This is a genomic window from Streptomyces sp. NPDC036822 (genome assembly GCF_055609145.1).
On record NZ_JBVJPY010000001.1, the window covers coordinates 688,907 to 711,493 of the forward strand.

The following is a 22,587-nucleotide window of genomic DNA, read 5'->3' on the forward strand; positions in this document are numbered from 1 at the left end:
GCACGGCGGATGACGCACCGCGCACACGAAGGGCTCGGAACGGCCGCGGCCGTTCCGAGCCCTGGGTCGTGCCCCGCCGGGCACGCATCCGGCCCGGCCGACGGGGTTACCGCACCCCCACCGCCCTGATGATCTCCTGCTTCACCGCGCCGCCGCGGTCGTCGCTCGCGCCGGCGCGCAGCGACACGGACGACGCCCCGTGCGGCACCCGCACGTCACCGGCCCAGCCGCCCCGCGCCGAGGGCTTCAGCGCGACCTTCGTCCAGGTCGTGCCCTCGTCGTAGGAGACCTCCAGCGTTCCGCCGCCGATCCGGCCCGTGCCCGACGCGTCCTCGACGTACTCGGCGAAGATCCGCACCGGCAGCCGCTGCCCGCCGCGGACGTCGCCGCGGAGGTCCGTGTCGACGTCGAAGCCGAGGTTGATCAGCGGCAGGTGGGTGGTGCGGTCGGCCGGGGTCTCGGCCGACCGGAAGGTCCACTCGGCGTGGCCGCGGGTGGCGAGCCGCCAGCGCGCCGGGTCGAGGGTGGTGTCGGTGACGACCCTGTACTCCGCCTCCTCGGCCGGGGCGTCCCAGGCGTACGCGGCGGAGCTCGTCCTGCGGTCGACGCGGACGCCGTTCACGTACACCTCGGTGAACTGGGTCATCGAGTCGTCGCCCCACACGTTGCCGAAGCCGGTGTGGTCGGGCCCGGAGTCGCCCCAGCCGGGGGTGTTGAAGCTCAGGGAGTTGCCGCGGCGCTCCTGGCCCCAGCCGAGACCGGTGCCGAGCCACGCGTGCCAGACCGGTTCGAACCAGTCGAGCGCGTGGTGGCCGCCGCCCCGGTAGGAGTTGACGCCGCCGCGCTGCTCCAGCGAGTCCCCGAGGTCGACCGACTCGTGCCAGCCCTGCCCGCTGCCGGTGGAGACGTACTCGGTGCGCTCCGTCGGGAACGCGATCCGCTCCTTGAAGCCGAAGCCGATCGGGAAGGTGTCGGTGATCGAGTAGCGGAACTCGCCACCGGCTTCCTTCCGGCCCGTGGGCATGTGGAACGCCGAGCGCACGGTGGCCAGTTCGTGCGTGCCGGGGCGGAAGACGAGGTCCGTGCCGATCGCGCCCGGGTGTCCCTCGGAGAGGTCGTAGGTGTACGGGGTGAAGGGGGTGCCGGTCAGGTCGAGCCGGCCGCCGCGCGCCGCGGCGGCGCGGATCCGGGCCGCGTCGGCGGAACCGACGGTGGCGACCGCCAGCGGACGGTCCTGGTAGTCGGCCGTGCCGAACCAGGACATCAGCCGTCCGGGCGCGTCGTCGGTGACGAACAGGGCCTCGGCGCCCGCGTCCTGCGCGTTCTGGGCGATCTGCGCCGTGTCGGCGCCGGGCACCGCGCGGACGAGGACGGCCTTGCCCCGGACGTTCTTCCCGGCGTACTCGGCGGCCGTGCCGGTGCCCGCGTCGACGACCCCGAGGCGGTGCCCGCCTTCGAGCAGCGCGGTGCCGGCCTGCGGAGTGGCGTCGGAGAGCCGCTGCCCGCCGGCGCTCGCCTCCAGGAGCGGCTTGCCCAGCCGCCACACGGTCCGGTACTCGAAGGTGCCGGTGGCGGGCTTGCGGGTGGGGGCCGCGAAGACCGAGTCGTACACCGGCGGGACCTGGACGGCTCCGCCGTAGGAGGCGCCGTTCGCGTCCCGGTCGAACTCCATGAGGAGCTGGCGGGTCTCGGTCCGCTTCTCGACCTCGGCGCGTATCTCGCGCAGCCGCCGTCCGTCGAGGGTGATCTCACGGTCCCGGTCGAGGACGATCTCCGGCTCGGTGAGGAAGCCGAGCCCGAGCGAGTCCTCGCCCTTGGCGCCGCGGACGTCGAGGAAGGTGTCGACGGTGTACGTACCGGGCTGCAGGCGCAGGCGCAGGGTGCCGGACTCGCCGACCGTCTCCGGGAACGGGTCGTGGCCCTCGGCGAGGCGCTGGACGCCCAGGTGGGCGGGGGCGGGGGCGCCGTCGCGGTCCTTGACGTGGACGGTCAGGGTGTAGCGCTCCCCCTCCTTGACCAGGCCGAGCGCGGTGTGCGCGACGGGCACGCCGCCGGCGGAGGCGGTGATCCGGCCGAAGGACTGGCCGACGGGCGCCTTGGTGCCGTCGCCGGTGACGGTGGTCCGGGCGGTGCCGTGCGCGGGCACGGTGAGGGCGGAGTCGGCGAGGGTGGCGACTCCGGCCGGGACGCCCTCGACGGCGAGGTCCAACGCGACGGGCTCGTCGGAGGAGTTGGTGTAGGTGACGGTCCGGGTGCCCGGCTTGCTCTCCTCGTACGGCCAGGAGACGAAGCCGAGGTCGGCGGAGCCGGTCGCGGTCACCCGCGCGGCGACGGCGGCGCCCACGTCGACCCGGCCCGCGCCGAGCGCGTACGGGGAGTCGGCGAGCGTCTTCGACGAGGACATCAGGGCGTCCTTGAGCTGGGCGCCGGTCCAGTCGGGGTGCTGCTCCGCGAGCAGCGCGGCGACTCCCGCGACGTGCGGGGTGGCCATCGACGTACCGCTCATGGACGTGTAGAGCCCGCTGCCCGCGGTGAGCTGCGAGCGGGCGGCGAGGATGTCCACGCCGGGCGCCGACAGGTCGGGCTTGAGCGCCTGGTCGCCGTGGCGGGGCCCTTGGCTGGTGAAGTAGGCCGGGGTGTCGGCCGCGTCGACGGCGCCGATGGTCAGGGCGGAGTCGGCGGCCCCGGGCGAGCCGATGGAGCCGGGGGCGCCGGAGTTGCCGGCGGCGATGACGAAGAGCGCGCCGGTCTCGGCGGAGAGGGTGTCGACCGCCTGGGCCATCGGGTCGGTGCCGTCGCTCGCTTCGGAGGAGCCGAGGCTCATCGACACGATCTTCGCGTCGATGTCCTTGGCGGCCCACTCCATGCCGGCGATGATCTGCGACTGGGTGCCGGAGCCCTCGTCGCTGAGGACCTTGCCGACGGCGAGGGTCGCGCCGGGGGCGACGCCCTTCTCCCTGCCGTCGGAGCCCGCGCCGCTGCCGCCGACGGTCGAGGCGACGTGGGTGCCGTGACCGCCGCGGTCGGCCACCTCCTGGCCCTCGATGAAGCTCCTGGACTCGGCGACACGGCCGGCGAGGTCGGGGTGGGTCAGGTCGGCGCCGGTGTCGAGGACCGCCACCTTGACGCCCTTGCCGGTGTACCCCGCCTCCCAGGCCTCGGCCGATCCGATCTGGGCGTTGGAGTCGGCCATGGCGGCCTCGACCCGCCCGTCGAGCCAGACCTTGGCGAGGCCGGCGGAGCGGGCGGCGGGCCCGGTGAAGCCGCGCCAGAAGGCGGCCGGGTCCTTCGCCTCCACGGCCGCGCCGCCGATGCTGGGCAGGGCGCGGACCGTCTCGGCGCCGCGCGGGGCGGCCGCGCGAGCGCCCTTGCCGTACGTGACGATCAGCGGGAGCGCGTCGGTGATGCCCTGCTCGATGAGGCCGCTGACGTCGAAGAGCCGCCGGTCGAGGACGCCGGAGTCGAGGTAGGCGCGCGCCTCGTCGGGGACGACGGTGACCCGGCCGTCCGTGATCCTGCTGCGGACGGCTCCGGTGGCGCCCCGGGCGCGGTCGACGGTGACCGTCTTCTCGCCGCCGCCGAGGTCGGTGACGGTGACGCGGTCGCCGGTGATCAGCGTGACGGTGGAGCTGCCGCCCCGGGCTCCGGCGAAGGTGTCGGGCACGGGGGTGGCGGTGTTCCCGGCGGCGGCGGTCTGCCCGGCCGAGAGCAGCACGAGGGAGAGGCCGGCGGCGAGCAGCCCCGCTCTCCCTCTGGCGGATGATCCGGTCATCGACGCAACTCCTCGCACACCCGGGGGAAGGGGTGGTTCCGGGTGACGCGACGAGTCTCGGCGGAACAGCGGTAGTTGAGACCACAACGGCCTGGCGACTATGTGCCGTGGCGGTCAACCGCCAGGTCAGGCCGTCGGATTCCGCGCGTCATACCGGCGGAATCCCCGCCCGTACAGGGCAAGCACGGCAACGGCGAGAACGCAGGCGACACCCCCGCCGGTGATCGCGACCGCGGGTGAGGTGAGGTCGGCGACCGAGCCGGCGAGGAAGTCGCCGAGCCGCGGACCGCCCGCCACGACGACGATGAAGACGCCCTGGAGCCGGCCCCGCATCTCGTCGGGGGCGGCGACCTGCATCATCGTGTTGCGGAAGATCATGGAGACGGTGTCGGAGTAGCCGGCGAGGGCGAGGAGCAGAAGTCCGAGCCAGAGGTTCCGGGTGAGCCCGAAGACGGCGATGGCGGTGCCCCAGCAGGCGACGGCGAGCAGGATGGCCTGGCCGTGGTGGTGGATGCGGCCCTGCCAGCCGGAGAGCACCCCGCCGAGGAGCGCGCCGGCCGCGGGGGCGGCGGCGAGGAGCCCGGTGGTGCCCGCGTCGCCGTCGTACCAGACCACGGCGACGACGGGGAACAACGCGCGCGGATGGGCGAGGATCATCGCGCAGAAGTCCGAGAAGAACGTCATCCGCAGGTTGGGGCGGGTGGCGAGGAAGCGCAGCCCGTCGAGGACGGAGGCCCGCTTTGCGCCGGTCCGGTCGGGGAGCATGGCGGGCAGGCGCCACATCGCGTACAGCGCGGCGGAGAAGGCGACGGCGTCGACGAGGTAGGCGGTCTGATAGCCGCCGACGCCGACGATGAGGCCGCCGAGGCTCGGACCGACGAGCGTGCCGAACGTCATCGTCATGGAGTTCAGCGCGTTGGCCGCGCGCAGCTGACCGGGCGGCAGCAGCCGGGGGATCATCGACGTCCGGGCGGGCGAGTTCAGGGCGGCGCAGACGGACTGGAGGGCCACGATCGCGTAGAGGAACCGCACGTCGTGGAGTCCGGCGAAGGCGGACGCGGCGAGCGCGGCGGACAGCACGGCGGAGCCGGTGGCGCTGAACAGGCCGAGCTTGCGGCGGTCGACGGTGTCGGCGATGGCGCCGCCGTACAGGCCGAAGACGATGAGCGGGACGAGGGAGCAGAGGCCCACGAGGCCGACGGAGAACGGCGAGCGGGTGATGTCGTACACCTGGAGCGAGACCGCGAGGGCGGTCATGCCCTGGCCGACCCAGGAGATGGTGTTGCCGAACCACAGACGGCGGTAGTGCGGGGAGATCCGCAGCGGGGTGAGGTCGGCGAGGAGCCGGCGGCGGCCTTCCTCCTGGGTGGCGGTCACGCGACGTCGTACCGCAGCTCGGGGCGGGCCCAGTGGACGTGCCCGGCGGGCTGGACGGTCCCGGTGCGGCGGGCGCCGGTGCGGAGGTAGAAGTCCTCGGCGGGCGGATGGGCGACGACCCGCACGGAGTCGAGCCCGGCGGCGCCGGCCTGCCGCGTCATGTGCTCCATCAGCATCCGGCCGATGCCGAGCCCCTGCGCCTCGTCGGCGACGAAGGCGAGGTCGAGCTCGGCCTCGTCGAGCAGGAGGGCGTAGAACCCGAGTACCCGCCGCGTCTCGTCGACGGCGACGAAGACGGGGTGGTGCTCGATGTAGGACCCTCCGACGACGAAGCCGTCGACCATGGCGGCGTAGTCACCGCGGTAGGCGGCCGATTTACGGACGAGGTGGCTGAGCCGCCTGGAGTCATCGGCGGTGGCGCGGCGGAGGGTGACGGCGGGCATGGAGCGAGTATAGGGACGGGTGGGGTTTCCGGCCCTTACAGGTGACGGATTCCGGCGTCCCCTTCCGGTGTCCTACTCGCAGGCGGCGAAGGCGTCCGGGTCGACACGGTCGAGCCGGGCGGCCAGCGCGGTGAGCTGGTCGCGCAGGCCGCGGATCTCCTCCAGCGTCAGCCCCGTGGCGGAGGCGATCCGCCGCGGCACGCCGAGGGCCTTCTCCCGCAGCGCGGCGCCGGTGTCGGTGACCCGCGCGGTGACGGAGCGCTCGTCCTCGACGCTGCGCCGGCGCTCGACGTAGCCGGCCGCCTCCAGCCGCTTGAGCAGCGGGGAGAGGGTCCCCGAGTCGAGGCGCAGGTGCTCGCCGATCCGCTTGACCGGCAGCTCGCCGTGCTCCCAGAGCACGAGGAGGACCAGGTACTGGGGATAGGTGAGCCCGAGCTCCTTGAGCGCGCCGCGGTAGACGCCGTTGAAGGCGCGGGTCGCGGCGTGCAGCGAGAAGCAGATCTGGTGGTCGAGCCGGAGGAAGTCCTCGTCCGGGGTCGTGTCGAGCGTCTCCATGGCTCCAGGGTACGGGACACCCCTCACGAGCGATTGAGTTGTGCACAACTGAATTGCGCGCTACTATCTCTGGAGACCGCACCGAACGGAAGAGGACTCATGAACGCGATCTACACCGCTGTCGCCACCGCCAACGGCCGCGAGGGCCGCGCCATCAGCTCCGACGGCCACATCGACCTCCCCCTCGCCCACCCGCAGGCCCTCGGCGGCAACGGCCAGGGCACCAACCCGGAGCAGCTCTTCGCCGCCGGCTACGCGGCCTGCTTCGCGAGCGCCATGGGCGTGATCGCCCGTCAGGAGAAGATCGACATCGCGGACGTCTCGGTGACCGCCGAGGTCAGCATCGGCAAGGACGAGGCCGACAGCGGCTTCGGCCTCGCGGTCGTCATGCGCGCCGAGTTCCCCGACCACCTCCAGGGCGAGCCGGGCCGCGAGCTCCTGGAGAAGACCCACGCGTTCTGCCCGTACTCCAAGGCCACGCGCGGCAACATCGCGGTGGAGCTCGTCATCGAGTAACTCCCCGCCTCGGCCGTCCGGGCGACGGCACGAAAAACCCCCGGCGTGTCGTACGTGTCGTACGTCACGCCGGGGGCATTGTGGTCGCCGGACAGGATGGAAACGTTCCTGCATGCGCGACCCCGAGTGGGGCGGGTGGGACTCGAACCCACGGCCGACGGATTATGAGTCCGCTGCTCTAACCGGCTGAGCTACCGCCCCTTAACGGTGTGGCGCGTACATGTGTGCGCGCCGTCTGCCGCAGCATAGCCGCTCATACGATCTCTCGCTGTGGATGGTCGGCAACGCACGACCATGAGGACTTCCGCCGCCGCGACGTGGTTCCCGGAAACGAGAAAGAGGACCCTGAAGGGTCCTCTTTCTCTTCGCTCCCCCGGCTGGACTCGAACCAGCAACCCTCCGGTTAACAGCCGAATGCTCTGCCAATTGAGCTACAGGGGATCGCGCTCCCCCGACTGGACTCGAACCAGTAACCTGCCGGTTAACAGCCGGCTGCTCTGCCAATTGAGCTACAGGGGATTGCTGCGTTTGCACCGAACGTACCCACCTCGGGTGTCCCGAGCGGCGCTCGTTCGCTGCGACACATACATTAGCGCAAGCAGGGGGGTGCTCCGCCAATCGGTATGCCCCGGCCGCTCGTGGGCACCAGTGAAGCATCAGGGAAGCTCCAGGGAAGGGTGGTGCCGCCGTGCGGTACAAGCTGACGTTCGTCGTGGGAGTGGCCCTCGGATACGTCATCGGCACACGGGCCGGGCGCGAGCGCTACGAGAAGCTGAAGAAGTCCGCGCGGGACTTCTCCCAGAACCCGGCCGTGCGCAACGCCGCCGAGTCCGCCGCCCAGACCGGGCGCGAGGTCGCGGGCAAGGCGTTGCACGTCGTGAGCGACAAGGTCGGCGACAAGCTGCCCCCGTCGGTCGCCGACCGGGTGCACGCCCTGCGCGGGCACAACGGCCAGGTCAGGAGCAACATCGCCGAGGACGACTGGGGTACGAGCAACACCTGAGGGCGAGGGGCGGGCCGCCCGCGAGCGCGTCCCGCCCCCCGCTCGCTCCCCCTCCCGCCCCGCGTGCGGCAGAATCTCCCGTATGGGGATAGTCGCCGGTCTGGACAGTTCTGCTGAGTTCACCCGCATCGTCGTCTGTGACGCGGACACGGGCGCCGTGCTGCGGCAGGGGTATGCCCCGCATCCGGGCGAGCCGAAGGCAGCCGACGTCGACCCGCAGAGCTGGCTGCTCTCGCTCGGCGAGGCCGCCGCCGGCGGGCTGCTCGAAGGCGTCCAGGCCATCGGAGTCTCCGCCCAGCAGCACGGACTCGTACCGCTCGACGCGCAGGGCGGCCTGGTGCGCGCCGCGATGGTCGGCAACGACCGCAGGGCGCAGGTGGCCGCCGCCGATCTCGTCGAGGCCTTCGGCGGACGGCAGGCCTGGGCCGACGCCGTCGGCTCCGTCCCGCAGGCCGGTCTGCCCGTCGCCAAGCTCCGCTGGCTGGCCCGCACCGAGCCCGAGAACGCCCAGCGCGTCGCCATGATCATGCAGCCGCACGACTGGCTGGTCTGGCAGCTCCTCGGACGACCCCTGCGGCGCACCACCGACCGCGGCGCCGCCTCGGCGACCGGCTACTGGTCGGCGGCCACCGGCTCCTACCGCCCCGACCTCGTCGACCTGGCGCTCGGCCACCAGGCCGTCCTGCCCGAGGTGCTCGGCCCCGCCGAGGCCGCCGGAACCACTCCCGAAGGCCTGCTGATCTCCGCCGGCACGGGCGAGACGATGGCCGCCGCCTTCGGGCTCGGCGTGGCGACCGGGGACGCGGTCGTCTCCCTCGGCGCGTCGGGCTCCGTGATGGCCGTGCACCACCAGGCGCTCGCCGACCCGCACGGCATGATCACGTCCTTCGCCGACGCCACCGGCATGCACCTGCCCGTCGTCCACACCTCCAACGCCGTACGGGCGCTGCGCGGCAGCGCCGAGATGCTCGGCGTGGACAGCCTGGAGGAGCTGTCGGCCCTCGCCCTGAAGTCGACGCCCGGCGCCTCGGGCCTCGTCCTGCTGCCGTACCTGGAGGGCGAGCGCACCCCCCGGCTGCCGCACACCGCCGGCACGCTCAGCGGGCTGCGCCGCGAGTCCATGAAGCCCGAGCACCTCGCGCGGGCCGCCTTCGAGGGCATGCTCTGCTCGCTCGCCGACGCCATGGACGTGCTGCGCGGACGGGGCGTGGAGGTGCGCCGCGTGTTCCTGCTCGGCGCGGCGGCCGAGCTGCCCGCCGTCCAGGCGCTCGCGCCCGCCGTCTTCGGCGCCCAGGTGGTCGTCCCCCAGCCGGCCGACTACACGGCGCTCGGCGCGGCCCGGCAGGCCGCGTGGGCGCTCGGGGTGGCCCGCGGCACGCTCTCGCCGTCCGCTCCCCCGGCCTGGCAGGGGGCCGCCGCCCAGGTCTTCGAGCCGGGCGAGGAGCTGCCGGTGGGTCAGGCGGTGCGCCAGCAGTACGCGGCGACCCGGGACCAGATCCACCCGGGGGCGTTCGGCTCCTGACCACGCGCCGACCGCACAGGACGCGGCGGCTCCGGCGACACGTGCCGGGGCCGCGGCACGCGCCGGCTCCGGAACCCGTGCCGACTCCGGAACACGCGTCAAAACGAGTCGTAACGTCGAGCGGGCTCGGGCGATAGTGAATCCGTGCTCATAAGACTCCTCCGAACCCACCTCGGACCGTACAAGAAGCCCATCGCCCTGCTGGTGCTCCTGCAGCTGCTGCAGACCTGCGCCTCCCTCTACCTGCCCACCCTCAACGCCGACATCATCGACAACGGTGTCGTCGACGGGGACACCGGCTACATCCTGCGCTTCGGTGCCCTGATGATCGCGGTCTCCGTGCTGCAGGTCGTCTGCAACATCGGGGCGGTGTACTACGGAGCACGGACCGCCTCCGCCCTCGGCCGCGACGTGCGCGCGGCGGTCTTCGACCGGGTGCAGTCCTTCTCGGCCCGCGAGGTCGGACAGTTCGGCGCGCCGTCGCTGATCACCCGCACCACCAATGACGTCCAGCAGGTCCAGATGCTGGTCCTGATGGGATTCACGCTGATGGTCTCCGCGCCCATCATGTGCGTCGGCGGCATCATCATGGCGCTGGGGCAGGACGTGCCGCTGTCGGCGGTGCTGCTCGCGGTCGTGCCGGTCCTCGGGATCGCGGTGTCGCTCATCGTGAAGCGCATGCGGCCGCTGTTCCGGACGATGCAGGTGCGGCTCGACACCGTGAACCGGGTGCTGCGCGAGCAGATCACCGGCAACCGGGTGATCCGCGCGTTCGTCAAGGACGACTACGAGCGCGAGCGGTTCAAGGGGTCGAACACCGAGCTGACCGACGTGTCGATGGCCACCGGCCGGCTGATGGCGCTGATGTTCCCGACCGTGATGACGGTCGTGAACGTCTCCAGCGTCGCGGTGGTCTGGTTCGGCGCGCAGCGCATCGACGGCGGAGGCATGCAGATCGGCGCGCTGACCGCGTTCCTCGCCTATCTGATGCAGATCGTGATGGCCGTGATGATGGCCACCTTCATGTTCATGATGGTGCCGCGGGCCGAGGTGTGCGCCGAGCGCATCGAGGAGGTGCTCGCCACCGAGAGCAGCGTCGTCCCGCCCGTCGAGCCGGTGCGCGAGCTGCGCCGCAGGGGGCATCTGGAGGTCCGGAGCGCGGACTTCCGCTATCCGGGGGCCGAGGAGTCGGTCCTCAGGGAGGTCGAGCTGGTCGCCCGTCCGGGCGAGACGACCGCGATCATCGGCTCGACCGGCAGCGGCAAGTCGACCCTGCTCGGCCTGGTCCCGCGGCTCTTCGACGTGACCGGCGGCGAGGTCCTCGTCGACGGGGTGGACGTCCGCACGCTCGACACCCGGCTGATGTCCCGGACAGTCGGCCTCGTGCCGCAGAAGCCGTACCTCTTCTCCGGGACGGTGGCGACCAACCTGCGGTACGGAAACCCCGACGCGACCGACGAGGAGCTGTGGCACGCCCTGGAGGTCGCCCAGGCGGCCGCGTTCGTGAGGACGCTGGACGCCGGCCTGGACGCGCCGATCGCACAGGGCGGCACCAACGTGTCCGGTGGCCAGCGGCAGCGGCTGGCGATCGCGCGGACGCTGGTGCAGCGGCCGGAGATCTATCTCTTCGACGACTCCTTCTCGGCACTGGACTACGAGACGGACGCCCGGCTGCGGGCGGCGCTGGCCGAGGAGACGGCGGATTCCACCGTCGTGATCGTCGCCCAGCGGGTGTCGACCATCCGGGACGCCGACCGGATCGTGGTCCTCGACGAGGGACGGGTCGTGGGCACCGGACGCCATCACGAACTGATGGCGGGCAATGAGACGTACCGGGAGATCGTGCTCTCCCAGCTGACCGAGGCGGAGGCAGCCTGATGGCCGGTCCTGGCGGACGGATGATGGCCGGCGGCGGCCCCGACCAGCGGTCGATGGACTTCAAGGGGTCGGGCAAGCGGCTCCTGAGGTCCCTGGCGCCCGAGCGGGGCGCCCTGTGGTTGATGCTCGTCGCCGGCGTGCTGAGCGTGGCGGGCTCGGTGGTCGGGCCGTTGATCCTCGGCAGGGCGACCGACCTGATCTTCGCGGGCGTGGTCGGGCGGCAGACGGCCGACGGCACCACCAAGGCGCAGGCGATCGAGGCGCTGCGGGCCAGGGGTGACGACGGGATGGCCGACATGCTGTCCGGGGTCGACTTCATCCCCGGGCAGGGCATCGACTTCTCGGCGGTCGGCGCCGTGCTGCTGTGGGTGCTGGGGATCTACGTGGCGGCCGGGCTGCTGATGCTGGTCTCCACCCGGATGTCGATCAAGGTGATCAACCGCACGGTCTACCGGATGCGGGAGGACGTGCAGGCGAAGCTGTCGCGGCTGCCGCTGTCGTACTTCGACAAGGCCAAGCGCGGTGAGGTCCTCAGTCGCGCGACCAACGACATCGACAACATCTCGCAGACGCTCCAGCAGTCGATGGGACAGCTGATCAACTCGCTGCTGACCATCGTCGGCGTGCTCGTGATGATGTTCTGGATCTCTCCCCTGCTCGCCCTGGTGGCGCTGGTGACGGTCCCGGTGTCGGTGGTCGTCGCGACCAGGATCGGCAAGCGCTCGCAACCGCACTTCGTCCAGCAGTGGAAGTCCACGGGCAAGCTCAACGCCCATGTGGAGGAGATGTACACCGGCCACGCCCTGGTGAAGGTCTTCGGGCGGCAGGACGAGTCGGCCGCCGGTTTCCGCGAGCAGAACGAGGCGCTGTACGAGGCCGGCTTCAAGGCGCAGTTCAACAGCGGCGTCATGCAACCGGTCATGTTCTTCATCTCGAACATCAACTACGTGCTGGTGGCGGTGGTCGGTGGTCTGCGCGTGGCGTCGGGCACGCTGTCGATCGGCGACGTCCAGGCGTTCATCCAGTACTCGCGGCAGTTCTCGATGCCGCTGACGCAGGTCGCGTCGATGGCGAACCTGGTCCAGTCGGGTGTCGCGTCGGCCGAGCGGATCTTCGAGCTCCTCGACGCGGAGGAGCAGGCGCCGGACTCCCCGCTCAGCGAGCACCCCTCCGGCGTCAAGGGCAAGGTCGCCCTGGAGGAGGTCTCCTTCCGCTACGAGCCGGACAAGCCGCTCGTCGAGAACCTGTCGCTGACGGTGGAGCCGGGCCAGACGGTCGCGATCGTGGGCCCGACGGGCGCCGGGAAGACGACCCTGGTGAACCTGCTGATGCGGTTCTACGAGGTGACGGGCGGCCGGATCACCCTCGACGGCGTCGACGTCGCCCGGATGTCACGGGACGACCTGCGGTCGCAGATCGGCATGGTCCTCCAGGACACCTGGCTCTTCGGCGGGACCATCGCCGACAACATCGCCTACGGAGCCACCGGCGAGGTCACCCGCGAGCGCATCGAGGAAGCGGCACGGGCCGCGCACGCGGACCGGTTCGTCCGCACCCTGCCCGACGGCTACGACACCGTCATCGACGACGACGGCGCCGGGGTCAGCGCGGGCGAGAAGCAGCTCATCACCATCGCGCGGGCCTTCCTCTCCGACCCGGTGATCCTGGTCCTGGACGAGGCGACCAGCTCCGTCGACACCCGCACGGAGGTCCTGATCCAGAAGGCGATGGCCCGGCTCTCCCACGGGCGGACGAGCTTCGTCATCGCCCACCGGCTCTCCACCATCAGGGACGCCGACGTGATCCTGGTGATGGAGAACGGCTCGATCGTCGAACAGGGCACCCACGAGGAGCTGCTGGCCGCGAGCGGGGCCTACGCCCGGCTCTACGCCGCCCAGTTCGCCCAGGCGGTCGCCGAGGTCGACTGAGCCGCCGGGCCGTGACGTGACCGCCCTGCCGGGTGCCGGTACCGCTCGTGACGCGGTACGGGCGCCCGGCGGAGGTCACCTGGTGCCATGGGTTCCGGTGCGGGCCGGGCTAGTCGAGGTAACCGCGCAACTGGTCGGCGAAGGCGTGGTCCCGCAGCTTGCTCAGGGTCTTGGACTCGATCTGGCGGATGCGTTCGCGGGTCACGCCGAAGAGGCGTCCGATCTCCTCCAGGGTGCGGGGCCGGCCGTCGTCGAGGCCGTAGCGGAGCTGGACGACCTTGCGTTCCCGCTCGCCGAGGGTGGAGAGGACCGCCTCCAGGTGTTCGCGCAGCAGGAGGAAGGCGGCGGACTCGACGGGGGACGCGGCGTCGCCGTCCTCGATCAGGTCACCGAGGGCGACGTCGTCCTCCTCCCCCACCGGGGCGTGCAGGGAGACCGGTTCCTGGGCGAGCCGCAGGACCTCCCCGACCCGTTCGGGGGCCAGGTCGAGCTGGGCGGCGACCTCTTCGGGCGTGGGTTCGTAGCCGCGTTCCTGGAGCATCCGCCGCTGGACGCGGACGACCCGGTTAATGAGTTCGACGACGTGGACGGGGACGCGGATGGTCCGGGCCTGGTCGGCGAGGGCCCGGGACATCGCCTGGCGGATCCACCAGGTCGCGTACGTCGAGAACTTGTAGCCGCGGGCGTAGTCGAACTTCTCCACGGCCCTGATGAGGCCCAGATTGCCCTCCTGGACCAGGTCGAGCATGGTCAGGCCGCGCCCGACGTACCGCTTGGCGACGGAGACGACGAGCCGCAGGTTGGCCTCGATGAGCCGGCGCTTGGCCATCCGGCCCAGCACGACGAGCCGGTCCAGGTCGAGGGCGAGCCGGGAGTCCAGGTCGGCGGCGGAGGCGAGCCGCTCCTCGGCGAAGAGACCGGCCTCGACCCGGCGGGCGAGCTCGACCTCCTCGGCGGCCGAGAGCAGGGGTATGCGGCCTATCTCGCGCAGGTACTGGCGGAACAGGTCGGAGGAGGGCCCGCTGCCGCCGGCGTCGGCCCGGCGGGGGGCGGTCTCCGGTTCGGGCGCCTCGTCCGCGAAGTCGGCGGGCTCGGCGGGTTCCGCCGCCTCGGAGGACTCCGGCGCCTCTGCGCGCGGGGCGGCCGGCCGTTCGGGCGCGACGTCCGTCGGGGACAGGGTCTGGGTCTGCACGGGGGCGACCTCCAGGTGATCGCTGCCGGTGCTCCGGGGGCTCAGGCACCGCCCCCAGTGTGGGGTACGACACATCGCTGCCACGAGGGGCGTGCGGTGACTTTTTGAGTTCGGCATGTCACCGAACGTCAGAGCCGGCGGGAGAGCCCGGCCCGGGCGGCCCGAAGGGGCTTCAGAGCGCCGCAGCTCCGTTGTTCCGCAGCGACTGGCCGTACTGGGTCAGGACCCACAGCTCGTTCTGCACGGCCGCCAGCCGCTCCGGGTCGCCGTTCGCGCCGAGGCGGGCGAGGGTGCCCTGCACGTCGCGGATGCGGCGGTCGACCGCGCGCAGCCGGACCGTGACGAGCTGGTCGCCGGCGTACGCCTCGTCGACGACCTTGGCGAAGATCGCCTCGACGGCGAGTTCGGTGACGAGCGCCCGGACGGTGTCGTTGGGCGCGGCCTCGCGGACGGTGGCCAGATAGTCGGTGGGGGCGCCGGTGGCGCCGCCCGCGTCCTGGATGCACTGGCGCACGGCGGCGTAGGGCGGGGCGGTGAACTCGTCGATGCCGTACGCGTCGAAGGCCGGGGAGACCAGTTCGGGGCGCTGGAGGGCCAGCTTCAGCAGCTCGCGTTCGGTGCGGTGGGCGGGGCTGCGCAGGTTGAGCGCCGGGCCGGACTGGGCGGCGGGTGCCTGGATCTGCGCGGGGGCCTGGCGGCCGCGCTCGGCGGAGGCCGGGCCGCGGCCGCCCCGGTCGCGTGACCAGCGGGCGATCTGGGCGACGCGCCTGACGACGAAGGGGGTGTCGAGGATGCCGAGCATGCCGGCGAGCTGGACGGCGACCTCGTGCTGGGAGGCCACGTTCTTGATCCGGGCGACGATCGGGGCCGCCTCGTCGAGGGCGGCGGCCCGGCCGGCCGGGGTCTCCAGGTCGTAGCGGCCGACGATCTGGCGCAGGGCGAACTCGAAGAGCGGGGTGCGCGGCTCGACGAGGTCGGCGACGGCCTGGTCGCCCTTGGCCAGGCGCAGGTCGCAGGGGTCCATGCCGTCGGGGGCGATCGCGATGTACGTCTCGGCGGCGAACTTCTGGTCGTCCTCGAAGGCGCGCAGGGCGGCCTTCTGTCCCGCAGCGTCGCCGTCGAAGGTGAAGATCACACGGGCGGAGCCGTTGTCCATCAGGAGCCGGCGCAGGATCTTGATGTGGTCGCCGCCGAAGGCGGTGCCGCAGGTGGCGATCGCGGTGGTGACGCCGGCGAGGTGGCAGGCCATGACGTCGGTGTAGCCCTCGACGACGACGGCCCTGCTGACCTTGGCGATGTCCTTCTTCGCCAGGTCGATGCCGTAGAGGACCTGGGACTTCTTGTAGATCGGCGTCTCGGGGGTGTTGAGGTACTTGGGGCCGTTGTCGTCGTCGCGCAGTTTGCGCGCGCCGAAGCCGACGACCTCGCCGCCGACGTCCCGGATCGGCCACATGAGGCGGCCGCGGAAGCGGTCGATGGGGCCGCGGCGGCCCTCCTGGGAGAGCCCGGAGAGGATCAGCTCCTTGTCGGAGAAGCCCTTGCCGCGCAGGAAGCGGGTGAGATGGTCCCAGCCGGCCGGGGAGTAGCCGACGCCGAAGTGTTCGGCGGCCGCCTGGTCGAAGCCGCGCTCGGCGAGGAACTTGCGGCCGATCTCCGCCTCGGCGCCGCCGAGTTGGTCGGCGTAGAACTGGGCTGCCGCCTTGTGGGCCTCCACCAGGCGGATCCGCTCGCCGCGCTGGTGGCCGGGGTTGTAGCCGCCTTCCTCGTACCGCAGGGTGATGCCCGCCTTGGCGGCGAGGCGCTCGACCGTCTCCGAGAAGGAGAGGTGGTCGATCTTCATCACGAAGGCGATGGTGTCGCCGCCCTCCTGGCAGCCGAAGCAGTGGAACAGGCCCTTGCTGGGGCTGACCTGGAAGGAGGGGGACTTCTCGTCGTGGAAGGGGCACAGGCCCTTCAGATTGCCGCCACCGGCGTTGCGCAGCTGGAGGTACTCGGACACGACGGCGTCGATCGGGACCGCGTCCCGTACCGCCTTCACGTCGTCATCGTTGATCCTGCCTGCCACGCGTGAAGTCTACGGCCGGTCCGGCCGGCCGCCCCCCACGGACGACGCCGCCGGCGGCGGGCGGCCGCCGGGTCAGGCGAGGCTCTCCAGGGGGACGGAGGGGTCGGCGAGGGCGTCCGGGTCCAGCCGCGCACCGGATCGGATGAGGCGCTGGATCTGCTCTGTGACGTCCCACACATTCACGTTCATGCCGGCGAGCACCTTGCGGTCCTTCAGCCAGAAGGCGATGAACTGCCGCTTGCCGGCGTCGCCGCGCAGCACGACCTGGTCGTACGAGCCGGGCGGCGCCCAGCCGGAGTACTCCATGCCCAGGTCGTACTGGTCGGAGAAGAAGTAGGGGACGCGGTCGTAGGAGACCGTGCGGCCGAGCATGGCGCGGGCGGCGGCGGGGCCGCCGTTGAGGGCGTTGGCCCAGTGCTCGACGCGCAGCCGGGTGTGCAGCAGCGGGTGGTGGGCCGCGGCGACGTCGCCGGCCGCGAAGATCTCGGGGTCGGAGGTGCGCAGCGACTCGTCGACGGCGATGCCGCCGCCGTGGGCGCGGTCGACGAGGGCGAGCCCGGCGGCTTCGGCGAGGGCGGTGCGGGGGGCCGCTCCGATGGCGGCGAGGACGGCGTGGGCGGGGTGCTCCTCGCCGTCGTCGGTGCGGACGGCGAGGACCATGCCGTCCTGGCCGACGATCTCGGTGAGCCGGGCGCCGAAGTGAAAGCGGACGCCGTGCTCGGCGTGCAGGTCGGCGAAGAGCTGGCCGAGCTCGGGCCCGAGGACGTGGTGGAGGGGGGCGGGCTCGGACTCGACCACGGTGACCTCGGCGCCGTAGCCGCGGGCGGCGGCGGCGACCTCGAGGCCGATCCAGCCCGCGCCGGCGATCACCAGATGGCCGTTGTCGCGGCCGAGGCCGGCGAGGACCTGCCGGAGCCGGTCGGCGTGGGCGAGCCGGCGCAGGTGGTGGACGCCGGCGAGGGCGGTGCCGGGGATGTCGAGGCGGCGGGGCTCGGCGCCGGTGGCGAGGAGGAGCCGGTCGTAGTGGATGGTGGTGCCGTCACCGAGCCGCACGGTGCGGGCCTCGCGGTCGACGGCGGTGACGGGCTGGCCGAGGTGCAGCTCGATGTCGTTCGCCGCGTACCAGGCGGGCTCGTGGACGAAGACGGTGTCCCGCTCCTCCTTGCCGCTGAGATACCCCTTGGAGAGGGGCGGGCGTTCGTACGGATGGTCGCGCTCGTCGCCGATGAGGATGACCCGGCCGTTGTACCCCTCCGACCGGAGCGTCTGCGCCGCCTTGGCTCCGGCGAGCCCTCCGCCGACGATGACGAAGGTCTGATCTGCGTCGACCACGTTGATTCCTCCTCGTTGCGACCGGTTCCACGCTACGCCTCCGGGCGTTCGGCGAGCCGTACCGCCCCGGACCCCCGGACGAGCCTCCCGTACGCACGGTGATGACGGAAGGGGGCGGCCCGGCGGTCGGCTTCCCCCGGCCCGGCGGTGGGCCACGCCCGGCGCGGCGGTGGGGCTACGTGTGGCGCGGCCGGAGGCGGGCGTGAAGGGCGCGGGCGGAGGCGTCGGTCAGGGAGGAGATCTGGTCCACGATCACCCGCTTGCGCGCCCGGTCGTCACCGGCGGCGTCGTACAGGGCGCGGAACTGCGGGTCGAGACCTTCGGGAGCGCGTGCGGTGAGCCCCTCGGCGAGTTCGGCGAGGACGACGCGCTGGTCGGCGCGGAGGACCTCCTGCTCGGCGCGCTGCATGACGTACCGGTCGGCGACGGCCTTGAGGACGGCGCATTCGTTGCGGGTCTCGCGGGGGACGACCAGTTCGGCGGCGTACCGGGTGAGGCGGCCGGTGCCGTACCGCTCGCGGGTGGCGCCTTCGGCGGCGAGGCAGAAGCGGCCGATCAGCTGGCTGGTGGCGTCCTTGAGGCGGGCCTGGGCGACGGCCGATCCGTCGTAGCCGTGCGGCCACCAGTCCTGCTCGACGAGGCGGTCGAGGGCGGCGGCGAGTTCGGCCGGGTCGGTGTCCGACGGGACGTAGCGTCCGATGGCGACGGTCCAGATGTCGGCGCGCTCGGGTTCGGCGAAGAGCATGTTCGGGTCGATGTGGCCGGCGTGCAGTCCGTCCTCGAAGTCGTGGACGGAGTAGGCCACGTCGTCGGACCAGTCCATGACCTGGGCCTCGAAGCACTTGCGGTGCTCGGGGGCGCCCTGCCGGACCCAGTCGAAGACCGGGAGGTCGTCCTCGTACACCCCGAACTTCGGCGAGTGGGGGTCGTCGGGGTGACCGCCGCGCGCCCAGGGGTACTTGGTGGCCGCGTCGAGGGCGGCGCGGGTGAGGTTGAGGCCGACGCTGACGACGCCGCCGTCGGTCTCGACGAACCGCTTGGGCTCGATCCGGGTGAGGAGGCGGAGCGACTGGGCGTTGCCCTCGAAGCCGCCGCAGTCCTTGGCGAAGTCGTTGAGCGCCTGTTCGCCGTTGTGCCCGAAGGGCGGGTGGCCCATGTCGTGGGAGAGGCAGGCGGCTTCCACGAGGTCGGGGTCGCAGCCGAGTGCGGCGCCCAGCTCGCGGCCCACCTGGGCGCATTCCAGGGAGTGGGTGAGCCGGGTGCGGGGACTGGCGTCCCAGGCGTGGCTGCGGGTGCCGGGGGTGACGACCTGGGTCTTGCCGGCGAGGCGGCGCAAGGCGCTGGAGTGCAGCACGCGCGCACGGTCCCGCTGGAAGGCGGTGCGCCCGGGCCGTTTGTCGGGCTCCTGGGCCCAGCGCTCGGTCGCGGTGTCGTCATAGCCGGGGGTGTCCGTGATGCCTTCCATGCACCGAAGGTAACCGCCGGGACCGACAGGCATGCCCTCAAGCGGAGGCGAGTTCCCGTGGGCAGGCCGGGAGGGGGGCGGCGAGGGCCCGGTCGTAGCGGTGCAGGACCAGGCGGGCGAGGGCGGGGTGGGCGCCGAGGGGGGCGGCGGCGATCCAGGGCGCCTCGGCGGCGGTGCGGGCGGCGAAGAGGCCGGGCGCGGTGAAGCAGGAGGCGACGGCGACGCGGTGCCGGCCGCGGGCGGCGAGGAGGCGCACCGCGTCCTGGACGGTGGGGGTGGCGGCGGAGGCGTAGGCGGGGACGACGGGGACCCCGCCGAGGCGTTCGCCGAGGAGCGCGGCGGTACGGCGGATGCCGGCGAGGGAATCGGGGTCGCGGGAGCCGGCGGAGGCGAGGACGACGGCGGTGGAGCGCGAGGCGCTGTCGGCGGGGGTCCAGCCAGCTTCGGCGAGCCGGTCCGCGAGGGCCTCGACGAGCAGCGGGTGCGGGCCGATGGGGGCGGCGATCCGGGTCCTTACGGCGGGCGCCGCATCGGCGGCGGCGGGCAGGTCGTGCTTGACGTGGTAGCCGCGGCCGAAGAGGAGCGGGACGAGCACGGCGTCACGGGCGCCCGCCTCGGCGAGCGTGGCGAGCGTGTCGTCAAGGAGCGGGGCGTTCAGTTCGACGTGGGCGAGCCGCACGTCGAGCGCGGGGCGCAGCTCCCTGACCCGGTCGAGCAGGAGGGCGAGGGCGGCGCGGGCCCGGGGGTCGCGGCTGCCGTGGCCCACGGCGATGAGGGTGGGGGCGGGGGTACGGATACCTCGGTCGCTCATGGGCGGGCGCGTTTCGTCGGGGTGCACAAGGGTCTCGACAGTGATTCGGCCGGGGCGCCCGGTCGGATGCACCCGGCCCGGACCGGCGCCGAGGCGCGCCCTGATCCGGGCGAGCGGCTCGGCGGTGCTGGAGAACAGGGGGTGCGGCTCCGTCATGTACCGATCGTGACCCCGGCACGTTGCCTGCCCGTTGCGTGGACGTCACGAGTGTTTACGGCGCCCTCACCCACCGCCCGGCCGGTGTGTCAGGCACAGGCCCCGAACCGGGGGCGGAAGGACCGCCGCGAGGGGCCGGGCACCGGCCTCGAACCGGGCGCGCGGGGAAACGCCGCCCCCGGGGCAGGCATGCGCGCCGCACCGCGCGCGAAGGCGGCGCCACCGGGGCAGGCACGGGCGCGCGGAAGCCCGACGGGCGAGCACCGGCCCCCAACCGGGCGCGCGGAAGGACCGCCGTCGTGTCAGGCGCCGGCGTCGAGCCAGACGCGCAGGGGGCCGGTCTCCCGGAAGCCGAGGGAGAGGGCGGGGGGCAGGTCGTCCCCGGATTCGTAGCCGACGACGGGGCGGGTGGCGTCGGGAAGGGACAGGCAGCCGGCCCATGCCTCGGCCGGGTCGGTGCCCTCCGCGGCGAAGAGGTTGGAGACCCCGGTCACCGGCCCGCTGTCGCTGAGCACCGCGCCGCCGACGATCCGGTGGTCCGGGCCGTATCCGGCGACGATCGTCGTCGCGGGGTCGGCGAGCAGCGCGGGGCGGAAGAGGGCGGCCTCGTCGGGGTCGCCGCCGCTCCAGGCCGCCGCCCAGGCGTCGAGTTCCGCCGGGGTGCGGACCGGGCGCCACGTCGCCCGCACCGAGGGGACGGGGAGTCCCGCGGGGCGGTGGATCCAGCGGGCCTCGAAGAGGATCCGGAAGCCGTCGGCCTCCAGGTCGAGGCGGGCGAAGGCGTCCTTGACCGACGCGCCGGGGGCGCCGCGGTCGATGCCGTCGAGAACGTCCCGGGCGGACGCCTCGGCGGTGAGCGTCACGGCGTCGGGGTAGTACGGCGGCGTTCGGCGGCTGTTGGTCCAGGCGCGCGGCGCGAAGGCGCCGGGGCGGCCGTGGGCACGGCACATCGCCTCGCACCACTCGGCGTTGTTGCGGACGGCTTCCGTGATCATGTGCGGATCGTACAAGAGCGGCCCTATTCCCAAGCTTCCACACTGCGGAATATATTTTCCACTATGAGAACCCCGTCGTCCGTTCCCCGGCTCCGCAGACGCGTCGCCGCCGAACTCGTGGGCACCGCCGCCCTGGTCGCCGTTATCATCGGGTCCGGCATCCGCGCCGACGCCCTCAGCGAGGACATCGCCGTACGGCTCCTGGCGAACTCGCTCGCCTCCGCCGTCGGGCTCGGCGTCCTCATCGCGCTCCTCGGGCCCCTCTCCGGCGCCCACTTCAACCCCGTCGTCACGCTCTCCGAGTGGTGGGCCCGCCGGGGCGAGGACGGGGCCCCCGCCGTCCGCGAGGTCGGCCTCTACGTCGGTGCCCAGCTCGCCGGGGCCGTCGTCGGCGCCCTGCTCGCCGAGGCGATGTTCGGCCGGCCCCCGGGCGGCTGGGCGACGCAGGTGCGGTCGGACACCCCGCTGCTGCTCGGCGAGACCGTGGCCACCGCCGGGCTCGTCCTGGTCGTCCAGGGCCTGCGCCGCATCGGCCGCCCCTCGCTCGCCCCGGTCGCCGTGGCCGCCTACATCGGGGCGGCCATCTGGTTCACCTCCTCCGGTTCCTTCGCCAACCCGGCGGCCACGGTCGGCCGCTCCTTCACCGACTCCTTCACCGGGATCGCCCCGGGCTCGCTGCCCGGCTTCATCGGGGCGCAGCTCCTCGGAGCCCTCCTCGGCATCGCCCTGGCCGCGGTTCTGTACGGGCACGACGAACCGAGAGGCCCCGTACTGCGTCGAACGGGGTGACGGCGCGGGCAGGATCCGCGCAGACGGTATCCACGGAGGTTCGTCCATGCGACGCGTACGCCCACCCGCCCGGCCCCAGGGGCCCGGGCGGCCGAAGCGGCCCGTGCGGTGGCCGCTGCCCCGCACCACGCGCGCGCGCCGCCGCACGGCGCAGGCCCTGATGCTCGGGGCCGTCCTGGCGCTCGCCCCGGCGACCTGGATGCACGCCGCCGCCGACGGCCGGCTCCGTACCGCGGCCGACGTGCCCGCCCAGGACGTCGCCGTCGTCTTCGGCGCCGGTCTGTGGAAGGGCCGCCCCACGCCGTACCTCGCCCACCGGCTGGACACCGCCGCCGAGCTCTACCGCACGGGCAAGGTCAAGGTCGTCCTCGTCACCGGGGACAACAGCCGGGTCGCGTACGACGAGCCGGACGCCATGCGCGCGTACCTCACCGGGCGCGGGGTGCCGGACGGCCGGATCGTCAGCGACTACGCCGGTTTCGACACCTGGGACTCCTGCGTCCGCGCCAAGAAGATATTCGGCGTCGACCGGGCGGTCCTGGTGACCCAGGACTTCCACATCGAGCGGGCCGTCGCGCTGTGCGGGGCGGCCGGCGTCGAGTCGTACGGCGTCGGGGTCGCCGAACCGCACGACGCCACCTGGTACTACGGCGGCACCCGGGAGCTGTTCGCGGCCGGCAAGGCGGCCCTGGACGCCGCCCTCCGCCCCGACCCGCACTTCCTCGGCGACCGCGAACGGGGCGTGACGGAGGCCCTGGCCTCGGCGCGCTAGCCGGCCCGCGCCACCC

Annotated in this window: 17 protein-coding genes and 3 tRNA genes; 7 read left to right on the plus strand and 13 right to left on the minus strand. The window is 72.9% G+C overall.

Going from position 1 to position 22,587, the window contains the following annotated elements; translation table 11 throughout:
• Positions 1 to 106: 106 nt before the first annotated feature.
• From ACZ68P_RS03215 to ACZ68P_RS03230, 4 genes are all read right to left on the minus strand, one after another.
• Positions 107 to 3,772 carry a S8 family serine peptidase gene (locus tag ACZ68P_RS03215; protein ID WP_471001749.1) on the minus strand — a complete coding sequence of 1,222 codons (3,666 nt, stop codon included), beginning with the start codon at positions 3,770 to 3,772 and terminating at the stop codon, positions 107 to 109.
• Between the two features lie 126 nt (positions 3,773 to 3,898).
• Positions 3,899 to 5,149 carry an MFS transporter gene (locus tag ACZ68P_RS03220; protein WP_471001752.1) on the minus strand — a complete coding sequence of 417 codons (1,251 nt, stop codon included), beginning with the start codon at positions 5,147 to 5,149 and terminating at the stop codon, positions 3,899 to 3,901.
• Complete coding sequence (locus ACZ68P_RS03225) at positions 5,146 to 5,592, minus strand: GNAT family N-acetyltransferase (RefSeq protein WP_471001755.1); 447 nt, start codon at positions 5,590 to 5,592, stop codon at positions 5,146 to 5,148. Before ACZ68P_RS03225 ends, ACZ68P_RS03220 begins: the two co-directional genes overlap by 4 nt.
• Positions 5,593 to 5,664: 72 nt before the next feature.
• Positions 5,665 to 6,147: a MarR family winged helix-turn-helix transcriptional regulator gene (locus tag ACZ68P_RS03230; protein ID WP_471001758.1), complete on the minus strand. Its 483-nt coding sequence runs from the start codon at positions 6,145 to 6,147 to the stop codon at positions 5,665 to 5,667.
• A gap of 99 nt (positions 6,148 to 6,246) precedes the next feature.
• Here ACZ68P_RS03230 and ACZ68P_RS03235 point away from each other — a divergent pair, with 99 nt between their 5' ends.
• On the plus strand, positions 6,247 to 6,663 hold the full coding sequence (locus ACZ68P_RS03235) for an organic hydroperoxide resistance protein (RefSeq protein WP_365717177.1): 417 nt from the start codon (positions 6,247 to 6,249) through the stop codon (positions 6,661 to 6,663).
• Positions 6,664 to 6,790: 127 nt separating this feature from the next.
• Here the strand turns inward: ACZ68P_RS03235 and ACZ68P_RS03240 are convergent.
• The 3 genes from ACZ68P_RS03240 to ACZ68P_RS03250 all read right to left on the minus strand — a co-directional run bounded on the left by ACZ68P_RS03240 (position 6,791) and on the right by ACZ68P_RS03250 (position 7,182).
• A tRNA-Ile gene (locus ACZ68P_RS03240) sits at positions 6,791 to 6,864 on the minus strand.
• 167 nt (positions 6,865 to 7,031) lie between these two features.
• Positions 7,032 to 7,104 (minus strand) — tRNA-Asn (locus tag ACZ68P_RS03245).
• Between the two features lie 5 nt (positions 7,105 to 7,109).
• A tRNA-Asn gene (locus ACZ68P_RS03250) sits at positions 7,110 to 7,182 on the minus strand.
• Positions 7,183 to 7,351: 169 nt separating this feature from the next.
• Here ACZ68P_RS03250 and ACZ68P_RS03255 point away from each other — a divergent pair.
• The 4 genes from ACZ68P_RS03255 to ACZ68P_RS03270 all read left to right on the plus strand — a co-directional run bounded on the left by ACZ68P_RS03255 (position 7,352) and on the right by ACZ68P_RS03270 (position 12,994).
• The gene (locus tag ACZ68P_RS03255; protein ID WP_365717175.1) at positions 7,352 to 7,666 is read left to right on the plus strand and encodes a YtxH domain-containing protein; all 315 of its coding nucleotides are present in this window, start codon (positions 7,352 to 7,354) and stop codon (positions 7,664 to 7,666) included.
• Positions 7,667 to 7,748: 82 nt separating this feature from the next.
• Positions 7,749 to 9,188 (plus strand): FGGY family carbohydrate kinase, encoded by a 1,440-nt coding sequence (locus ACZ68P_RS03260; protein WP_471001761.1) that lies wholly within the window; start codon positions 7,749 to 7,751, stop codon positions 9,186 to 9,188.
• Between the two features lie 144 nt (positions 9,189 to 9,332).
• Positions 9,333 to 11,066: an ABC transporter ATP-binding protein gene (locus tag ACZ68P_RS03265; protein ID WP_471001764.1), complete on the plus strand. Its 1,734-nt coding sequence runs from the start codon at positions 9,333 to 9,335 to the stop codon at positions 11,064 to 11,066.
• Entirely contained in the window at positions 11,066 to 12,994 is a 1,929-nt protein-coding gene (locus tag ACZ68P_RS03270; RefSeq protein ID WP_471001767.1) for an ABC transporter ATP-binding protein, read from the plus strand. The genes ACZ68P_RS03265 and ACZ68P_RS03270 overlap by 1 nt, the downstream gene beginning before the upstream one ends.
• Positions 12,995 to 13,103: 109 nt before the next feature.
• Here the strand turns inward: ACZ68P_RS03270 and ACZ68P_RS03275 are convergent, their stop codons facing one another.
• The 6 genes from ACZ68P_RS03275 to ACZ68P_RS03300 all read right to left on the minus strand — a co-directional run bounded on the left by ACZ68P_RS03275 (position 13,104) and on the right by ACZ68P_RS03300 (position 21,010).
• Positions 13,104 to 14,261, minus strand: coding sequence for an RNA polymerase sigma factor (locus ACZ68P_RS03275; protein ID WP_471001769.1), 1,158 nt, complete (start codon positions 14,259 to 14,261; stop codon positions 13,104 to 13,106).
• 97 nt (positions 14,262 to 14,358) lie between these two features.
• Positions 14,359 to 16,251: a DNA primase gene (dnaG, locus tag ACZ68P_RS03280; RefSeq protein WP_471001772.1), complete on the minus strand. Its 1,893-nt coding sequence runs from the start codon at positions 16,249 to 16,251 to the stop codon at positions 14,359 to 14,361.
• Positions 16,252 to 16,323: 72 nt separating this feature from the next.
• Complete coding sequence (locus ACZ68P_RS03285) at positions 16,324 to 17,583, minus strand: NAD(P)/FAD-dependent oxidoreductase (protein ID WP_471001775.1); 1,260 nt, start codon at positions 17,581 to 17,583, stop codon at positions 16,324 to 16,326.
• A gap of 175 nt (positions 17,584 to 17,758) precedes the next feature.
• Positions 17,759 to 19,048: a deoxyguanosinetriphosphate triphosphohydrolase gene (locus tag ACZ68P_RS03290; RefSeq protein WP_471001779.1), complete on the minus strand. Its 1,290-nt coding sequence runs from the start codon at positions 19,046 to 19,048 to the stop codon at positions 17,759 to 17,761.
• A 37-nt stretch (positions 19,049 to 19,085) separates the two neighbouring features.
• Positions 19,086 to 20,015 carry a sirohydrochlorin chelatase gene (locus tag ACZ68P_RS03295; protein ID WP_471001782.1) on the minus strand — a complete coding sequence of 310 codons (930 nt, stop codon included), beginning with the start codon at positions 20,013 to 20,015 and terminating at the stop codon, positions 19,086 to 19,088.
• Positions 20,016 to 20,317: 302 nt separating this feature from the next.
• A complete protein-coding gene (locus ACZ68P_RS03300) occupies positions 20,318 to 21,010 on the minus strand; it encodes a hypothetical protein (protein WP_471001785.1) in 693 nt (230 codons plus the stop codon).
• Between the two features lie 63 nt (positions 21,011 to 21,073).
• On the opposite strand from ACZ68P_RS03300, the gene ACZ68P_RS03305 reads away from it, so the two are divergent.
• Both ACZ68P_RS03305 and ACZ68P_RS03310 read left to right on the plus strand, forming a co-directional pair.
• Positions 21,074 to 21,799 (plus strand): aquaporin, encoded by a 726-nt coding sequence (locus tag ACZ68P_RS03305; RefSeq protein WP_471001788.1) that lies wholly within the window; start codon positions 21,074 to 21,076, stop codon positions 21,797 to 21,799.
• Between the two features lie 46 nt (positions 21,800 to 21,845).
• Positions 21,846 to 22,571: a SanA/YdcF family protein gene (locus tag ACZ68P_RS03310; RefSeq protein WP_471001791.1), complete on the plus strand. Its 726-nt coding sequence runs from the start codon at positions 21,846 to 21,848 to the stop codon at positions 22,569 to 22,571.
• Positions 22,572 to 22,587: the final 16 nt, after the last annotated feature.